The following is a 16,737-nucleotide window of genomic DNA, read 5'->3' on the forward strand; positions in this document are numbered from 1 at the left end:
TTTAGAGCTTTGGTTATTGCTCAAAACTTGTAAATGTAAAGAAATGCTGTATCAGCCAAACTTCATAAAACGCCTGTAATAAACACCAAAAATAGTTGATCTACATCAAGCTCCATAATAAACTTTCAGTAATTTCTGAAACTTCAGCAGGTAACAAAAATGAAGATGACACCACTAATCACATCGGCCGTTATGCACTTTGGTGAAATGGGCAGTCGCTGGGGCTTTAACCGCACCGTTGGTCAAATACTCGCATTAATAGTATTAAACGAAGAGCCTATCACCGCCCAGGAAATTTCGGATGCGCTTAATATCTCACGCGGCAATACCAGCATGGGGTTAAAAGAACTTCAGTCTTGGCGTTTAGTAAAACAGCATTTAGTGCCAGGCGAACGTAAAGACTTCTTTATTCCGGCAGGCGATATATGGACATTGGCCAACCGCGTATTCGAAGAACGCAGAAAGCGTGAAATAGACCCAACCATGAGTTTGCTTCGCGACCTGTTACTAGACACACCAGCTACTGATAAAGAAGCAAATGCCCAACATAAATTGAACGAAATTCACGATTTACTCGAATCAATTACTGTGTGGTCTGAAGAACTTCAGAACCTTGGGCCAGAAAAGTTAAATACGCTGATGAAGTTGGGCTCAGGCGTGGGCCGTATGCTTGAACTTAAAGACAAGCTTCTTCCGGGGAAAAACAGCGTTAACTAAGGGGGCCCTCTATGGATGCATTCTTGCTGTCTCGATTACAATTTGCGTTAAACATTAGTTTTCACATTTTATTTCCTACCATAACCATGGCGATGGGCTGGTTTTTGTTTTACTTCAAACTACGCTCTAACACATCGGGGCATCCTGTTTGGATGCGTATGTACCGTTTTTGGGTACGTGTTTTCGCTTTAAGCTTCGCGCTTGGTGTGGTGAGCGGCGTTACCATGTCATTCCAATTCGGAACTAACTGGCCCGGTTTTATGGAAAAGGTAGGCAACGTAGCTGGTCCATTGTTAGGGTATGAAGTGCTTACTGCCTTTTTCCTAGAAGCTACCTTTTTAGGGATCATGCTATTTGGAATACGACGCGTACCCAACTGGCTTCATACAACATCAACTCTGGTTGTAGCCATAGGCACAACAATATCTGCGTTTTGGATTTTAGCTTTAAACAGCTGGATGCAAACGCCGCAAGGTTATGAAGTAGTAGACGGCGTATTGTACGCAACTAACTGGAAAGAAATTATTTTCAATCCTTCTTTCCCGTACCGCTTTGCTCACATGATGCTAGCATCTGGCTTAACAGCTAGTTTCCTTATTGCCGGCCTTTCGGCTTATCGATTATTGAAAGGCGACGACAAACTTGCGCCTAAACTAGCATTGAAAACAGCAACCTATACCGCTGCCATCCTTATTCCGCTGCAAATTTTTGCAGGCGACATGCACGGCCTTAATACTCTGAAACACCAACCCCAAAAAGTAGCGGCAATGGAAGGACTGTGGGAAACCACAAAAGGTGCTCCACTGTTACTGTTTGCTATTCCCGATGAAGAAAGCAGAGAAAATCACTTTGAAATTCCCGTTCCCTACGGCGCTAGCCTTATTCTTACCCATAAACTTGATGGCGAGATAAAAGGGCTGAACGAGTTTGAAGGCGAGCACCCGCCAGTTGCTCCAGTCTTCTATGGCTTTAGGGTAATGGTTGGCGTAGGTATGCTTATGCTTGCCGTTTCATGGATTGGCAGCTTCTATTTGTTCCGTAAGGGCGCGCTACCAATGTGGCTAAAGCACACGTTTGTAGGAATGGCTTTTAGTGGCTGGGTAGCCACACTTGCAGGATGGTATGTCACAGAGATTGGACGCCAACCCTATTTGGTAAGTGGCGTATTGCGCACAGCCGATGCGGTAACGCAATTGCCGCCAAGCAATATCGCACTGTCGTTTACGCTGTATCTAGTTATCTATTCAGTGCTACTAGTGGCCTACATAGGCACTTTAATGCTGATGTGTCGACGCGCTGTGGAAATTGAAGAAATAACCACAGAAGAAAGAGAGGTCGCTAAAGCGAAAATGCAGCCTCGTAACCCAGACCCAGCCACGGTGTAAGGAGCGACTATGTTTGAAAATGTTTCAGCAGAAATGCTTGGTAATATCTATGTGGGGTTATTGGGGCTATCGGTTTTACTTTATGCCATTTTGGACGGTTACGATTTAGGCGTAGGTGTTTTAATCCCGCCTCGTACCGAGACATTTCGAGATGACATGATTGCTTCTATTGGCCCCTACTGGGACGCTAACGAAACGTGGCTAGTATTGGCCATTGGATTACTTTTAATAGCATTCCCTGAGGCGCACAGTGAGTTCCTTCAAACGCTATATTTGCCTGCTACCTTTATGCTTCTGGGCCTTATTTTAAGAGGTGTGGCGTTCGATTTTCGCGCCAAGGTGGTACAAGTGAAAAAGCGTAAATGGGACTTAGTTTTCAAGTATGGTTCTTTGTTAACTACACTGGCGCAGGGCTATATGTTAGGTATATATGTAACGGGGCTGCGTACCGATATGTGGGCACAAGGCTTTGCCTTACTGGCCGCTTTTGGTGTTACGGCTGCGTACGCGTTTATCGGTGCGTGCTGGTTAATACTAAAAGCCGAAGGCGAACTTCAGCAAAAAGCGTATTACTGGGCACAGCGTGGCTTATACGTACTGGGCGGCGGGATAATTGCAGTAAGTATCGCTAACCTAACCCTTCACGATGACGTTCGCGCCCTATGGTTGTCTGCACCTTGGGGGTATGTGTTGTTTGCTATTCCAACCATGTGCTTTGGACTGCTAATACTGTGCGCAACTCTACTGAAGAAGCTCCCCCATGCAAATGGTAAGGGCGAATGGCTTCCGTTCTTTATTGCGCTGCTAATCTTTATGCTCTGCTTTGCAGCATTCGGGATTAGCTACTACCCCTTTATCATTCCCGGCACTATGACAATTAATGAAGCACTAAGCGATGCAAGTTCGTTACGCTTTCTCTTAGTGGGTGTTGTTATTGTTGTTCCCGTTATCTTAGCTTACACCGTTATGGTGTATAAAATCTTCTCAGGGAAATCAGAAAAGCTGTCTTATTACTAAAGCGTGTTATGGCGGGCTACCTTTATTGTTGCAAACATTAGGTAGCCCGCCTCCTTAACATTCGACTCATTTCCATCCGCTTTTGCCCATTCACTCATTATTCGCCGCTCAAATAGTAAACATCACAAGAGTGTGTTAGATACTTCACTTGTATTCACGTATTCTACAATTACTTTACCAGCACTGTGCTTCTCCGCCTTATATTTATATTTGCTTCTATGCCATCTCTCTTAGTGGCTAGTGTAAAAAGTGATCTAATATTGTTTGCCAACGCTACCAATTAACAGAAGATCCAAATCAAAGTTGACATTAATCTGTAATATTACTATATTTTATTTGGGGAATTTTTATTAAGAAGGAGCCTAAGTATGGAAAATGTTTTTCATTCGTTTTCACGGTTCTTCAAGCGCGCACACCCCTATACGGTAGCCCATTATATTGGCCGTAAGAATGCGCAGCGTATCCTAGGATGTAAAATTAAAAAGAAATCCAAGATATTTGCAGATCAGCACATTGAAGAACAAAATCACTAATTGAAAGGGGCCTATAAAATGGCCCCATTTTTTTGCCTGCTATTCTTACTAAGTTAGTTTGAATGTATTCACATTCGACTGTAATTCTTTTGCTAACTCAGATAGCCCTTCGGCTTCTGTACTAACATTAATATTTGCCTCTTTTACCTTGTCACCTAACATTTGAAAATCTAGTGCCCCTTCTCTTGCTAGCGACACTTGGGTTTTGGCATGAGACACCAAATCTGACGCTTCCGTACTTACCGCAACTAAAGACAAAATACGTTGCCTTCCTTCTTCTAGCGTATCAACCAATTCATTCGCCATACTCAGAGCAGTGTGCGCTTTGTCCTTCTTAGACGTCATATTCTGCACCGATGTTCTAATTGAGTTCACGATGGCCTCTAACATGGTATTAATTTCTTCAGTAGATTGATGTGTGCGTGACGCCAACGTGCGCACTTCATCTGCTACTACCGCAAATCCACGGCCAGACTCCCCTGCCCGCGCTGCTTCAATAGCAGCATTAAGCGCAAGTAAGTTAGTTTGTTCGGCAATTTCGGCAAAATGGTTGTTATATTAAAAACAATAAATGAAAGATTCGCTCTGCATTCCAGTTAGCACGAAACGAACAGTAGACATTCTTATAAGTGATTAAGTGGAAGTGCAGTAGTGTACTTTATTTGCTCCATGGCAAAACTTGACGTTACATCGGAAAACTCAAGCCCATTTACCAGTCGCTTGTAAAAATGATCAAAACAGTCCATGTCGGTCACAAGCACTTTTAACAAATAATCGTATTCTCCCGACATTCGATAACATTCAACTACTTCATCAAAAGATGCTGCATGCTTAGCAAAGCTCTCAAGCCACTTACCGTCGTGCCGTCCTGCCTTTACCTGAACAAAAACGGTCATGGTTAACCCCAAAGCACGGCCTTGAAGCAACGTAACACGCTTTGAAATAATGCCCCGCTCTTCGAGTTTTTGAATTCTGCGCCAACAAGGCGTTACGGTTAGGCCAACCTGTTCAGCTATTTCTGCTATGGGCTTTTCGGCATTTTGCTGAAGCAGCGTAAGTATGGCGCGATCTGTTTTATCTACCAGTGAAGACTTCACGTGGCCTCCTTGCTATTTAACACTTCTTTTTACGCTTTTTTTAAAGCCACCATGGCGTGCTGAAATCTACGTTCTCAGCAGGTATTTCAAATTGAAAAGGTGGAGCAAAAGACTGCCAAAAGGACGATGCGAGTTGGATGTCGTTGAAAGTTAACTTCCCAGATACTTGGTAGCTTTTTAGCAACGCTTGATACGCATCAATGGGCATTTGAGGGTTTGACTGTCTAAAGATAACGCGACCACCAAACTCCTCATACATTGCTCTTTCGGTTTGAAACAGTAACACCTGCTTTTTTGCAATGTCTTCAATATTGGTTGATGCCTGCTCGGTATCAGACACCTCACGGCCAAACTTTGTTTCAAACTGCTTTACCCATTGCTGGTTTAATGCAATGTTCTTTTGTTTGGCATAGTCATCTAACACTGCCTGAATTACTGCGTTCGATGCATTCACTTTAATAATATGATCAAGCACCGCATTGTAGTTGTCGCCAGCATCTTCGCGTAGCTGAACTAAATCGTTAATAGACGGTGTGGCTTTCTTTACGGTAACGAGCTGCCCCAATACAACAGCAAGCACAACGCTATTTTGTTCATTGTTATCTTGTGCATTTTTGGGATGTTGAGGAGCTGCTGTTTGAGCATTTGGCGCAAGCGCGTAAAAACAACTTAACGAAAAAACAATAGCACTAAGAAAAGAATGACTGCGGTTACGCAAAAACATGATATCGACTCCCTACAAGCGATGAGATTTCTCAGTACGTCTTAATAACGCTGCTGAGGAAGAAGTAGTAAAGCATTAAAATATAGGGAAAAGCAACTTAAGGAAGGTAAAGGGAATGACATAAAAAACGGCGGTCAATGACCGCCGTTTTGGAATTCTTTCGTTCTCGAATTCTTAGATAGCTTGCACGTTTGCAGCTTGAAGACCTTTTTGACCTTCTTCTACTTCAAATTCTACTCGCTGACCTTCTGGAAGCGTTTTGTAACCGTCAGAGATGATTGCACGGAAGTGAACGAAAACGTCCTTGCCGCCGTTATCTTGAGTTAGAAAACCGTAACCTTTGTCAGCGTTGAACCACTTAACTGTGCCTGTAACTTTAGACATGTCGTATAGACCTCAAATATTGTATTAAAGTGCGCTTTCGCGCGTATAACTAAGTTCGTTTAGAGTCTTCAGATATGCGAAGTATTGGGTCTTACTTACGAATGGACAAACAACTTACAACAAATTACCGGGTAACTCGAGCGGTTTTAACATATAGCAAATAATACAAAATCGCGTCTATCTAAAGACTTTGACAATAAAGCCACGTGCACTATAACACTCTTCGGGATGATTAATATACAAATTAATTAATAAACCGCGGATTTCATAAATAATTCACCGAGGTGTCACAATTATTTTTGGCCATGCCGCCAAGCTAAAAACCAAAACATGACACCCAACGTCGCCGAAAAAGCTGGGAAATACCAAGATAATTCATACATTGGCAATACAGCAGACAATAAGACCAAAGTCGCACCTACTACAGTAAGGTGAGTGGTCTGAGTTGTGCGCTTTTGTGCCAATAGTAATGCTTCTGTTGCTCGCTGCTGTTGCAATGGCATCCGCTTTAACTGCTGCAAGCTGTCGTAAAGTAGGTCTGGCATTTCAGGTAACTTTTCTGACCAAAACGGTAAGTTATCTTTCACCTTGCCCATCATGGCCGAGAAGCCAATTTGTTCCTTCATCCAATTTTCTAAGAAAGGCTTCGCTGTTTTCCACAAGTCTAATTGTGGGTATAGCTGTCTTCCTAGCCCTTCTACATAAAGTAGCGTTTTCTGCAGCAATACTAATTGAGGCTGCACCACCATATTGAAACGACGCGCCGTATTAAATAATTGAAGCAGCACGTTACCGAAGGAGATCTCAGCAAGAGGCTTTTGGAAGATTGGCTCGCACACCGTGCGTATAGCCATTTCAAACTCGTCGATGTTGGTATCTTGCGGCACCCAGCCTGAGTCGGCATGAAGTTGCGCTACTTTGCGGTAGTCTCGATTAAAGAACGCAATAAAGTTTTCCGCCAAATAACGTTTATCTTCGCGGTTTAATGTACCCACAATGCCAAAATCTATCGCAATGTATTTTGGATTATCAGGGTGTTCTGTAGACACAAAAATATTGCCAGGGTGCATGTCTGCATGAAAAAAGCTGTCGCGAAACACTTGGGTGAAAAACACTTCAACACCACGTTCAGCCAACTTTTTCATATTGGTATTCTGCGCAAGAAGTGCATCGATATTAGATATAGGGAGGCCGTAAATGCGTTCCATTACCAGCACATTGCTTCTGCAATAGTCGCTGTAAATCTTGGGCACATAAAGCGCATCAGATCCCTCAAAATTGCGCCCTAACTGAATACCGTTAGCACTTTCACGTAGTAAATCCAGCTCGTCTACAATGGTTTTGCGGTACTCTACAACCACCTCTATGGGCCGTAGCCTTTTGCCGTCAGGTAAAAAGCGTTGCACAACTGAAGCTAGGCTAAATAGCAATTCCATATCGGCCACAATGGTATCGCGAATATCTGGTCGTAAAACCTTAACCACAACATCTTCATTGTTGTGTTTTAATTTGGCTGCATGTACCTGTGCTATTGAAGCCGACGCCAATGGCGTTTCATCGAATTCAGAAAAAAGATCGGATAAATGTGTAAGTTCAAGAGACTGTTTAATTATTGCCTGAGCTGCCTGTGAGGAGAAAGGCGGGACCTTGTCTTGCAGCCTTGCAAGTTCATTCGCTATAGCAGGCGGAAGTAAGTCTCTTCGCGTAGACAGCATTTGCCCGAATTTAATAAATACGGGCCCTAAGTTTTGCAGTGCAAGCGTTATACGTTCGCCTGCCGACTTTCCTTTGTGTTTGTTGCGGATCCAAAAAATCGCAAATCGTAATATACGCACATACCAAGGTAGCCACTTTGCCGGAATGAGTTCATCTAACCCATGCTCAAGCATTACCTTGTTAATTTGATACAACCTTACTATTCGCATGTGCAACCCGTGCTTATTTAAATTTTTCTTCCATTGCGCGCAAGCGCGCGTCTAAACGCTCGGTGCTATCGCGCAGGGCGTTAACTTCATCGCTAAAGTGCAAAACGGCTAGCTTGTGTGCCGCTACCTTTTTTTCTTCTACCAAGGCATTACCAAATACCCGCGCGATGGATGAAATTGCTGCCGCTGATTTGTGATGAATTGACTTCGCTGTTTTCACACTTTGATGCGCCAAAACGTCATTTGTTTTCTTTGCCAACAATTCTTCAATGTCGATATCAAGCTGTTGAAAAAGCCCGCTTACTTGCTGCGCGATATTCAACTCACCTTCAAGAAACAGCTGTTTTTGCTGAATAAGTCGGGTCAGTTGGCTGGTCTCTTTCAGTGCAGGCAGGGTTTGCATTGACGTTTTAATGCAGCAGTCTTGCCTACCCAACGATTTCACAACGTCATCAAAGCTTTCCTGTTCAATCAACACATCAATTCGGTCGGAAAATGACAAGGTTATGCCATAGGGTAATGGCGAAACAAAAGCAGTCAGTCTGGCACCGTTTAACCCTTTCAAACGCTTCTTGCTTTCGTCGTCTAACGAAAGCAGCTTGTTCAACGCGGTTTCAACAGTGGCAGAAATCAGCGCAGAGGTTGGCATTAAAATTTATATCCACGGTGAAGAGCAACAATACCGCCGGTTAAATTTTGATAGTCACACTGTTCAAAGCCAGCGGTTTCAAACATGCCCTTTAACGTTTCTTGATCGGGGTGCATGCGAATACTCTCAGCAAGATATTGATAGCTTTCTGCATCGTTCGCAACTAATTGCCCCATTTTTGGCAGAATATGAAACGAGTACATATCGTAGATTTTACTTAATTGCTCAGAAGTTGGCTTTGAAAACTCAAGTACAAGAAGGCGGCCACCTGGCTTTAACACACGGTAAATTGAATTAAGTGCGTTTTGCTTTTCGGTTACGTTACGTAGGCCAAATGCCATAGTCACTACATCGAAATGATTATCAGGAAAAGGCAGTGCTTCTGCGTCGGCCTGCACATAGTCGATGTTGCTTACCAAACCACGATCGCGAAGCTTATCTCGCCCTACTTTTAGCATCGATAAGTTAATATCGGCAAGTGTTACACGACCCGTTGGGCCAACTAAGCGCGAAAACTTTGCCGTTAGGTCGCCCGTACCACCAGCAATATCAAGTACCTTATTGCCTGCACGCACACCGCTACAATCTATAGTAAATCGCTTCCAAAGGCGGTGAACTCCCATCGACATCAAATCGTTCATAACGTCGTACTTTGCCGCAACCGAATCAAAAACATTAGCAACAAGCGACGCTTTCTGGCCCTTATCAACTTGTTGAAAACCAAAGTGCGTGGTTTGCTCTGCAGCGTTGTCTACTTGTGTAGCGGAAGTCTGATTGTCGCTCATGACAGTCCTGTTCTGTGGAGTATTTTTATAAAGCTGAAGTGTATCGGATTGTGGGGGCAAGCAAAAGCTTTATGCCAATCGGTTATTGGTGCCCCAGCTAAATGCAAGAATGGCGCTTATTTCTTGAAGCGAACGTCCGCTCTCTTTGCGCCACATTTCAAACACCTCGTTTGCAGCCGTTAATGACTTTTTAGACGTTAGGCCACCGTCAATAATGTCGTGCTTTCTTAGGTAGTCTTCAACATCACGTGAGAACAAAAAGGTGTCTATTCGCAGCGAACGTAACATATATGGTCCGGTGTTACCGCCTAACCGAGCGCCTCGCTTTTTAAGAAAATCCCAAAGATGCGTGATATTTTCAGGCTCAAAAGACGCCACGAATTTGCCGAAACTGCCGTGCTCTCGCGCAACATCTTTAATCATTATGGCATTGTCGCGCACCGTCATTACTTTTTTGTAGTTGCGCACAATGCGTTTATCTGTGGCTTTCTGCTCTAACATCTCATCAGGCATTAACAGCACTTTATCAATATCGAAGTTAAAGAATACTGTTTCAAAATCAGGCCACTTTTGTTCAATCACGCGCCATACAAACCCCGACTGAAACACTTTTTTTGTTATCGCGGCTAGAAAACGATCGTCAGGTATTTTCTGTATTTGTGCCTTTGAAAGCGGTGCTTGAAGCATCGCCTCAAGCACCTTTTCACCGCCTTTGCGCTCGCACGCACGGCGGTATATAGACTGGAAAGACTCTGCCATTACTTACTAGCCTTTTATACCGCTATGACGCAACAGCGCATCTACCTGCGGCTCGCGCCCCCTAAATGCAACGAAAAGGTCCATCGGCGCTCTGCTTCCCCCCATTTCTAGAATGTTTTCTAAAAATGCGTTACCCGTTTCGCGGTTGAAAATGCCATCTTCTTCAAATTTGCTGTATGCATCTGCAGATAATACTTCAGCCCACTTGTAGCTATAATAACCTGCTGCATAGCCGCCTGCGAAAATGTGGCCAAAGCTGTTTTGGAATCGGTTAAACGATGGTGGAATTACCACAGCAACTTCTTCACGAACGGCATCTAAAGTACCTTGAACGTCAACCGTACTGCCTTTTTCGCTATGCAGTAAAAAGTCGAACAAGCTAAACTCTAACTGTCTAACCATTTGCATCGCAGACTGATAGTCTCTAGCCGCTAGCATACGTTCTAGTAAATCAGCAGGCAGCGGCTCACCAGTTTCATAGTGACCTGAAATAAAGTTAAGCGCGTCTTCCTCCCAACACCAATTTTCTAAAAACTGGCTTGGTAACTCAACAGCATCCCACGGTACGCCATTGATACCCGATACGCCGGCCGCTTTCATTTTTGTCAGCATGTGGTGAATACCGTGACCGAACTCATGGAATAAGGTTACTACCTCATCGTGAGTAAACAGCGCAGGTTTGTCGCCAACAGGTGCGTTGAAATTACAGGTAAGATAGGCAACAGGTAACTGCAGTTCACCGTTGGCTAGTTCACGGCGTACACGACATTCATCCATCCATGCACCGCCACGCTTTTTAGCTCGTGCATATAAATCAAGATAAAAGCTGCCGCGCATAACGTCGCTGTCGTCGGTAATCGTAAAATAGCGCACGTCTTTGTGCCATGTATCAACACCAGGCTGCTCAGCTATTTTCAAGCCGTATAAGCGATGCACTACCTCAAACAGGCCAGACAATACTTTGTTTTCAGGGAAGTAAGGGCGCAGCATTTCATCTGAGATAGTGTATTTTTCTTGTTTCAGTTTTTCACTGAAGTAAGGCAAATCCCATGCTGCCAATTCGCTCACGCCATGAGTGTCTTTTGCATAAGCGCGAACTTCTTCTAGCTCTCTCTCTGCTTGAGGCTTAGAGCGCGACGCTAAGTCGCGCAAAAAGGTAATTACCTGCTCGGTAGAGTCAGCCATTTTCGTAGCCAATGAGCGCTCAGCGTAAGTAGAAAAGCCCAATAGCTCGGCAAGTTCTGTGCGCAGTGCCAACGTTTCTTTGATAATTTCAGTGTTATCCCACTTCCCTGCATTAGGGCCTTGCTCAGAGGCTTTAGTAGCGTAAGCACGGTACATTTCCTCTCGCAATTCACGATTATCGGCGTATAGCATTACAGGAAGATAAGAAGGAATATCCAAAGTGAATAGATAGCCCTGTAAGTCTTTTTGATGAGCAGCTTGCGCTGCGGCATCTAGCGCCGACTCAGGCATGCCGGTAAGCAGCGTTTTATCAGTAACGTGCTTGGTCCAGCCCATCGTGGCGTCCATTACATTATTAGAAAATGTTGATGACAATTCACTGAGTTTGGCTTGAATCTGTGCAAAGCGTTCCTTTTCCTCTTTTGGAAGGGCAACACCAGATAGCGTGAAATCACGCACGGCATTTTCTACTACTTTTTGCTGCTCTTCAGACAGACCTGAAAACTCATCAGACTGTTTTAGTTCAGTATACGCATTGTAGAGCCCTTCATGCTGACCTACCCATGTGCCATATTCTGAAAGCAACGGCAAACATGCGTCGTGCGCCTCGCGCAGTTCATCACTACTGACTACACTGTTCATATGTGACACAGGAGAGAACATTTTGCTTAATCTATCGTCCGACTCTTCCAAACGGTGAACCAGATTGCTGTACGAATAGTCTTTTGACGCCACCACGTCTTCAATTTCTTGCTTACACTGCGTTATTGCTTTTTCAATTGCAGGCTTTATTGATTGAGCATCAATAGAAGAAAAAAGAGGTAGTCCATCTACTAATTCAATTGCGGGTGTTGTCATATTCGGTCACTCTTAACTTTTGTTTACATTTATGATGGGGCTTGCCAAGTTAAATACAAGTTGCGATTGGCCTGAATTAAGCGCCGCTTCTTCTAAATTCGCCCCTTTTCAACATTAAAAATGTCGCAATTGTCACATTTAATCCTTTTGTCTACTTTGTCTCATGCGGGATCTGCAACTATAATTTGGTCAATTCTTCTTCAAGGCTAAGTTATGAAAACATTAACCTCGGGCGAAATCGCTGAATATTGCGATGTTAACCTGCGTACCGTAATCAGATGGATAGAAAGTGGAAAGTTAAAAGGTTTTAAGCTGCCCGGTAGAGGAAACAACCGAGTACTCGTTGAAGACTTTATTGAGTTTTTAGAGCGTCACGACATGCCTATACCTGATGCCCTAAAAAGCACAGCAAACCCTTCTATCCTGATTGTAGATGACGAAATGCCATTGGCCAAATCGATTCAACGCGTTGCGCGGCGCGCCGGCTATGAAAGCCACATCGCTATCGGCGGTTTTCAGGCTGGCATAATGTTAAGCCAGTATCAGCCCAAAATCATGACGCTTGACTTGAGCATGCCGGGCATGGACGGTTACAGCGTTATTGATTTCACGCGCAAACAAGACAAATACAAAGATCTGAAAATTGTTGTCATTTCAGCGCTAGATCACATAAGTCTTGAGAGAGCACTGGATTTAGGTGCCGATGCAACCTTACAAAAACCATTTTCAAATCATGATTTGACCATGGTTTTAGAACAATACATGTCGATGTAAAACGCCAAAACAAGGAGCGGTATATGCAAGTATTTCGACACCAAATTTGCCTTTTTATATTGTTGTTCTCTTCAGCAACAATGGCGAGCAATACGACAACAACATTAACGCTAGGGGTGGTTCCGCAACAGTCGGCTAAAAAAATGGTAGAGCGGTGGCAGCCGCTTATTCACTATATTTCAGAATACTCTGGGCTAAATATCGAATTTCAGACAGCCAAAGACATCCCTACTTTCGAAAACAACCTGGCCGAGGGAAAATACGATATTGCGTATATGAATCCCTATCACTTTGTAGCGTTTAGCGATGCTGTTGGCTACAAAGCATTGGCTCGCCAAAAGAATAAAGTTATTAAGGGCATTATTGTTACACGCAAAGATAGCGATATTACTTCGCTTGAAGATTTAAACGGCACTGAAATGGCCTTTCCGGCTCCGGCAGCATTTGCCGCAACCATTATCACTCAAGCAGAACTCAGGAAACGAAACATCAACTTTATTCCTCGTTATGTGAAATCTCACGACTCAGTCTATCTAGCCGTGAAGAAGGGCTTCTTTCAAAGCGGCGGCGGTATTCTACGCACGCTAGATGCAGTACCTGATGATGTTAATGAAGCACTGACCGTGCTGTGGGAAAGCAATGGTTACACACCACATGCGCTGGCAACGCACCCTAACATGGCGCAAAACCACAGAGAGGCTATCCTTAAAGCATTAATAGCAATATCGGACGACACCAGCAAGTCATGGGTTCTAGAGGGATTAGGGTTCAACGGTTTTATTCAATCAAGCGATAGTGATTGGGACGATGTAAGAGCGCTGGGGATTGTATCATTATCTCGGCCTAAAATTTGAGTGGGTAACCATGCGACTGTCTTTACGAACGAAAACCATTACAGGCATAGCCTCCATAGCAGCTCTTCTGCTATTGGTGCTAATCATTACTGTATTTCAACTGCTCAACGACTTAGTTGATAACAGTGTAAAAAAATCGGCAGACACCACCGTAGCGCTTTTTGTATCAACTACGAAAAATGCCTTTCTAAGCTATGATATTTCAGCGCTTGATGCAGATGTAACAGAGATTCTTACCAACCCCAATATTGCTTACGTTCGCGTTATTGATAAAAACGGCAAGGTGTTTGTTGAAAAGAGCAATACAGACTTATCAAGCGAAGGTTTCGTTCAAGAAACAGCAGCCACAGAATCAACAGATGGTGTCTACGACACTCGCGCCCCTATTATGGTAAACAACACTGTTTATGGCTTCGTTGAACTAGGGTTAAACATTGCATCTAATACCGAATCCGTCTCGCGCGTACGAAGCTGGACACTCTTGCTTGCTCTCCTTGAATTCATTCTTATTGGACTGCTTTCTTACTCTGTAGGTTCGTATTTAATGTCGCAGCTATCAAGACTTCATCAAGGCGCGCAGCGATTGGGTGATGCAGTCGAGAACAATAATTACCAAGATATCTATATTGAGGTAAAAGGAAAAGATGAGCTAAGCGATCTAGCGGAAGCTTTTAATAGCATTGTAGAGCGTCTAAAAGAGGAGTACAGCCACAGACAGCGAATACAAGACGAGCTTAAAGAGCTTAACACCTTGTTAGAAGAAAAAGTGCAAGACAGAACTGCCCTGCTCCACAAAAAGAACTACCAGCTTGAAGAAACCAATAAAGATTTAAAAGAAGCTCAAGTGCAGTTACTGCAGGCTGAAAAGATGGCGTCGATTGGTCAGCTTGCCGCAGGGGTGGCTCACGAAATAAATAACCCCGTGGGCTTTGTAAGCAGTAATATTGCGACGTTAAGCGAGTACGTTGCCACTTATCAAATGGTTTTTTCTCAACTTAAAGCTGTTTTGGAAGAAAGAGACGAGGATCGGCGTCAAAAAGCTATTAAAGACTTGGAAATCCTGCTTGCCAATCAGGACATCGATTTCGTAAACAATGATATCACAGACTTATTAAAAGACTCAAAAGAAGGTTTGCACAGGGTTGCCGAGATAGTTAAAGGGCTGAAACTGTTTTCGCGAGTAGACAGTGACGAAATGCATTTGCACAACATTAATGACTGTGTACGCACAACATTAGCGATGGTGAACAATCAGCTCAAATACACATGCACCGTTGAGACGCATTTGAGTAACGTACCTGATATATCGATGAATGTCGGCAAAATCTCTCAGGTAATTACAAACTTATTGATTAACGCAGGTCAGGCTATCGAGAGTACTGGCAAGCACGGCACAATTATTATAACCACCTGCACGGTCGGGGATCACCTTGAGCTTCGTGTAGAAGACTCGGGATGTGGCATACCTGCCAGCCATTTGGATAAGCTCTTTAATCCGTTTTTCACAACCAAACCTGAAGGCCAAGGAACAGGGTTGGGACTATCTATTTCGTTCGGTATTGCGCAAGAGCATGGTGGAACCTTGTTTGCTGAAAGTAAAGAAGGCGACGGCAGCTGTTTTACATTGTCACTGCCACTGGTAAAGGAAGAAGATGAAAATGCTGAGGAGCAATAAACATGCTTTTCAATACCGCGGAAAAATTAACGCGAGCATGATGCTAATAAAGGATATGTATTTATGACAGAGTTGAAAGCTGATAAGAAGGCAACATACACAGTGCTATTTGTGGATGATGAGCCAAATATCCTTCGCGCTATAAAGCGTGCGCTTTTCACTATGGACATCACGCTACTGCTTGCAGACAGCGGCGAAAAGGCACTCGAGTTACTTAGTACCAACGACGTGCACGTGGTTATTTCAGATATGAAAATGCCTCAAATGTCGGGAGCCCAACTACTTGAACAGGTCGCGAAGCTATACCCGGATACTTTTCGCGTGGTGTTAACGGGATACGCTGATATTGAATCAACGATAAAAGCAGTTAACGAAGGTAAAATTCACCGCTATCTTCAAAAGCCCTGGGATAATCAAGAACTCATTCGCGTGGTTGAAGAAGGGCTAGAACGAGTAAAACTAAAAGCGGAAAATGAGAGGCTACAGAAGTTAACACGCTTACAAAATAAAAAGCTGAAAGACGTTAATACACAACTAGAGCAGATGGTGCATAAACGCACGCGCCAAATTAAAGCGGCGCTGCAAAAAATTGAAAAACACAACCTTGCAATGGAGCAGGTTTTGTTTAACGTAATCAGTATTAACCCACACATTAATGGGAAATTCGCCATTGAGGTGAGTGAGCTTGCGGGAAAATTGGCGCGCATTGCACGGTTAAGCAAAGAAGAAATTAAACTCGTTCGCTATGCAGGGTTAATTTGTGAGCTTGGTTTGCTTGGCCTTAAAACAGAGGACTTTCTTGCGCCCTTCGCAAAATTAAAATATCAACAACAGCAAGATTATCTAACACAGACAAAGCAAGCCGCACTTATACTGGCTCCCGCTCATGAACTACATGGTGTGTCTGACATTATTGAATATCAATTCGAACATTATAATGGTTCAGGGCTATACAAAAAAGTGGCTAAAGAAATTCCTGCAGGTGCCCGTATTTTAGCAATAGCGCGTGACTACTGGCGCTTGGTAACCGGCCGTTTAAGCGGTATTGAACTATCACCTCGTGACGCCAAGCTTGAGATGAAGAAACATCGCAACACGCGTTATGATGGCGAGTTTTTAGACTTGTTATTGGAAGCTGAAGACGTTACCACCAGCACGCTCCTGCACACATCCATGAAAGCAACTCAGTTAAAAGCAGGAATGGTTTTAGCGCAAAACCTTTACAACGACAGTCACATATTAATTCTGCCAGAAGGGCATGTTTTTACTGACGCAACCATTCACAAACTTATTCATTTTGAAGAAGAGCGTGGCAAGGCATTCAGTATACAAGTAGAGCCACAGACGGCAAAAGAAACCAATGACCAAAATGAGCTGTCAAAGCACGCCGATTGAAAATGGCTATGAGCTATTGAT

The 16,737-nt window shown here is 43.7% G+C and carries 16 protein-coding genes; 7 read left to right on the forward strand and 9 right to left on the reverse strand.

Annotated elements, in window-relative coordinates:
• The first annotated feature begins 159 nt into the window (after nucleotides 1-159).
• The 3 genes from ACGHAV_RS15180 to ACGHAV_RS15190 are packed head-to-tail and all read left to right on the forward strand — an operon-like array spanning nucleotide 160 to nucleotide 3,119.
• Entirely contained in the window at nucleotides 160-717 is a 558-nt protein-coding gene (locus tag ACGHAV_RS15180; protein WP_334015734.1) for a MarR family transcriptional regulator, read from the forward strand.
• A gap of 11 nt (nucleotides 718-728) precedes the next feature.
• Nucleotides 729-2,102, forward strand: coding sequence for a cytochrome ubiquinol oxidase subunit I (locus ACGHAV_RS15185; protein ID WP_390382464.1), 1,374 nt, complete (start codon nucleotides 729-731; stop codon nucleotides 2,100-2,102).
• Nucleotides 2,103-2,111: 9 nt separating this feature from the next.
• The gene (locus tag ACGHAV_RS15190) at nucleotides 2,112-3,119 is read left to right on the forward strand and encodes a cytochrome d ubiquinol oxidase subunit II (RefSeq protein ID WP_334015737.1); all 1,008 of its coding nucleotides are present in this window, start codon (nucleotides 2,112-2,114) and stop codon (nucleotides 3,117-3,119) included.
• 581 nt (nucleotides 3,120-3,700) lie between these two features.
• Here the strand turns inward: ACGHAV_RS15190 and ACGHAV_RS15195 are convergent.
• The 9 genes from ACGHAV_RS15195 to prlC all read right to left on the reverse strand — a co-directional run bounded on the left by ACGHAV_RS15195 (nucleotide 3,701) and on the right by prlC (nucleotide 12,018).
• Nucleotides 3,701-4,189, reverse strand: coding sequence for a methyl-accepting chemotaxis protein (locus tag ACGHAV_RS15195; RefSeq protein WP_390382672.1), 489 nt, complete (start codon nucleotides 4,187-4,189; stop codon nucleotides 3,701-3,703).
• Between the two features lie 86 nt (nucleotides 4,190-4,275).
• The gene (locus ACGHAV_RS15200; protein WP_390382467.1) at nucleotides 4,276-4,749 is read right to left on the reverse strand and encodes an Lrp/AsnC family transcriptional regulator; all 474 of its coding nucleotides are present in this window, start codon (nucleotides 4,747-4,749) and stop codon (nucleotides 4,276-4,278) included.
• 40 nt (nucleotides 4,750-4,789) lie between these two features.
• A complete protein-coding gene (locus ACGHAV_RS15205; RefSeq protein ID WP_390382470.1) occupies nucleotides 4,790-5,473 on the reverse strand; it encodes a hypothetical protein in 684 nt (227 codons plus the stop codon).
• 174 nt (nucleotides 5,474-5,647) lie between these two features.
• Nucleotides 5,648-5,857 carry a cold-shock protein gene (locus ACGHAV_RS15210; RefSeq protein ID WP_012519905.1) on the reverse strand — a complete coding sequence of 70 codons (210 nt, stop codon included), beginning with the start codon at nucleotides 5,855-5,857 and terminating at the stop codon, nucleotides 5,648-5,650.
• Nucleotides 5,858-6,150: 293 nt separating this feature from the next.
• Complete coding sequence (ubiB, locus tag ACGHAV_RS15215; protein ID WP_390382475.1) at nucleotides 6,151-7,782, reverse strand: ubiquinone biosynthesis regulatory protein kinase UbiB; 1,632 nt, start codon at nucleotides 7,780-7,782, stop codon at nucleotides 6,151-6,153.
• 13 nt (nucleotides 7,783-7,795) lie between these two features.
• Entirely contained in the window at nucleotides 7,796-8,431 is a 636-nt protein-coding gene (locus tag ACGHAV_RS15220) for an SCP2 domain-containing protein (protein ID WP_390382478.1), read from the reverse strand.
• The gene (gene ubiE, locus ACGHAV_RS15225; protein WP_390382481.1) at nucleotides 8,431-9,216 is read right to left on the reverse strand and encodes a bifunctional demethylmenaquinone methyltransferase/2-methoxy-6-polyprenyl-1,4-benzoquinol methylase UbiE; all 786 of its coding nucleotides are present in this window, start codon (nucleotides 9,214-9,216) and stop codon (nucleotides 8,431-8,433) included. Before ubiE ends, ACGHAV_RS15220 begins: the two co-directional genes overlap by 1 nt.
• A 69-nt stretch (nucleotides 9,217-9,285) precedes the next feature.
• On the reverse strand, nucleotides 9,286-9,975 hold the full coding sequence (locus ACGHAV_RS15230) for a DNA-3-methyladenine glycosylase I (RefSeq protein ID WP_390382486.1): 690 nt from the start codon (nucleotides 9,973-9,975) through the stop codon (nucleotides 9,286-9,288).
• A 6-nt stretch (nucleotides 9,976-9,981) separates the two neighbouring features.
• The gene (gene prlC, locus ACGHAV_RS15235) at nucleotides 9,982-12,018 is read right to left on the reverse strand and encodes an oligopeptidase A (RefSeq protein ID WP_390382489.1); all 2,037 of its coding nucleotides are present in this window, start codon (nucleotides 12,016-12,018) and stop codon (nucleotides 9,982-9,984) included.
• A gap of 213 nt (nucleotides 12,019-12,231) precedes the next feature.
• Between prlC and ACGHAV_RS15240 the strand changes: the two genes are divergently transcribed.
• The 4 genes from ACGHAV_RS15240 (at nucleotide 12,232) to ACGHAV_RS15255 (ending at nucleotide 16,716) form a co-directional block, all read left to right on the forward strand.
• Nucleotides 12,232-12,792 carry a response regulator gene (locus ACGHAV_RS15240; RefSeq protein WP_390382492.1) on the forward strand — a complete coding sequence of 187 codons (561 nt, stop codon included), beginning with the start codon at nucleotides 12,232-12,234 and terminating at the stop codon, nucleotides 12,790-12,792.
• A 23-nt stretch (nucleotides 12,793-12,815) separates the two neighbouring features.
• Entirely contained in the window at nucleotides 12,816-13,646 is an 831-nt protein-coding gene (locus tag ACGHAV_RS15245; RefSeq protein WP_390382495.1) for a phosphate/phosphite/phosphonate ABC transporter substrate-binding protein, read from the forward strand.
• A gap of 10 nt (nucleotides 13,647-13,656) precedes the next feature.
• On the forward strand, nucleotides 13,657-15,321 hold the full coding sequence (locus ACGHAV_RS15250) for an ATP-binding protein (RefSeq protein WP_390382498.1): 1,665 nt from the start codon (nucleotides 13,657-13,659) through the stop codon (nucleotides 15,319-15,321).
• A gap of 63 nt (nucleotides 15,322-15,384) precedes the next feature.
• On the forward strand, nucleotides 15,385-16,716 hold the full coding sequence (locus ACGHAV_RS15255) for a response regulator (RefSeq protein ID WP_390382501.1): 1,332 nt from the start codon (nucleotides 15,385-15,387) through the stop codon (nucleotides 16,714-16,716).
• Nucleotides 16,717-16,737: the final 21 nt, after the last annotated feature.

The organism is Alteromonas sp. MTD1 (genome assembly GCF_042848195.1).
GTDB lineage: Bacteria > Pseudomonadota > Gammaproteobacteria > Enterobacterales > Alteromonadaceae > Alteromonas.

Coding starts and splice junctions, on each gene's coding strand:
- ubiE (WP_390382481.1), bottom strand. CDS start 9,216: ATGAGCGACAATCAGACTTCCGCTACACAAGTAGACAACGCTGCAGAG.
- ACGHAV_RS15180 (WP_334015734.1), top strand. CDS start 160: ATGAAGATGACACCACTAATCACATCGGCCGTTATGCACTTTGGTGAA.
- ACGHAV_RS15255 (WP_390382501.1), top strand. CDS start 15,385: ATGACAGAGTTGAAAGCTGATAAGAAGGCAACATACACAGTGCTATTT.
- ubiB (WP_390382475.1), bottom strand. CDS start 7,782: ATGCGAATAGTAAGGTTGTATCAAATTAACAAGGTAATGCTTGAGCAT.
- ACGHAV_RS15190 (WP_334015737.1), top strand. CDS start 2,112: ATGTTTGAAAATGTTTCAGCAGAAATGCTTGGTAATATCTATGTGGGG.
- ACGHAV_RS15245 (WP_390382495.1), top strand. CDS start 12,816: ATGCAAGTATTTCGACACCAAATTTGCCTTTTTATATTGTTGTTCTCT.
- ACGHAV_RS15210 (WP_012519905.1), bottom strand. CDS start 5,857: ATGTCTAAAGTTACAGGCACAGTTAAGTGGTTCAACGCTGACAAAGGT.
- ACGHAV_RS15220 (WP_390382478.1), bottom strand. CDS start 8,431: ATGCCAACCTCTGCGCTGATTTCTGCCACTGTTGAAACCGCGTTGAAC.
- prlC (WP_390382489.1), bottom strand. CDS start 12,018: ATGACAACACCCGCAATTGAATTAGTAGATGGACTACCTCTTTTTTCT.
- ACGHAV_RS15205 (WP_390382470.1), bottom strand. CDS start 5,473: ATGTTTTTGCGTAACCGCAGTCATTCTTTTCTTAGTGCTATTGTTTTT.
- ACGHAV_RS15240 (WP_390382492.1), top strand. CDS start 12,232: ATGAAAACATTAACCTCGGGCGAAATCGCTGAATATTGCGATGTTAAC.
- ACGHAV_RS15250 (WP_390382498.1), top strand. CDS start 13,657: ATGCGACTGTCTTTACGAACGAAAACCATTACAGGCATAGCCTCCATA.
- ACGHAV_RS15185 (WP_390382464.1), top strand. CDS start 729: ATGGATGCATTCTTGCTGTCTCGATTACAATTTGCGTTAAACATTAGT.
- ACGHAV_RS15230 (WP_390382486.1), bottom strand. CDS start 9,975: ATGGCAGAGTCTTTCCAGTCTATATACCGCCGTGCGTGCGAGCGCAAA.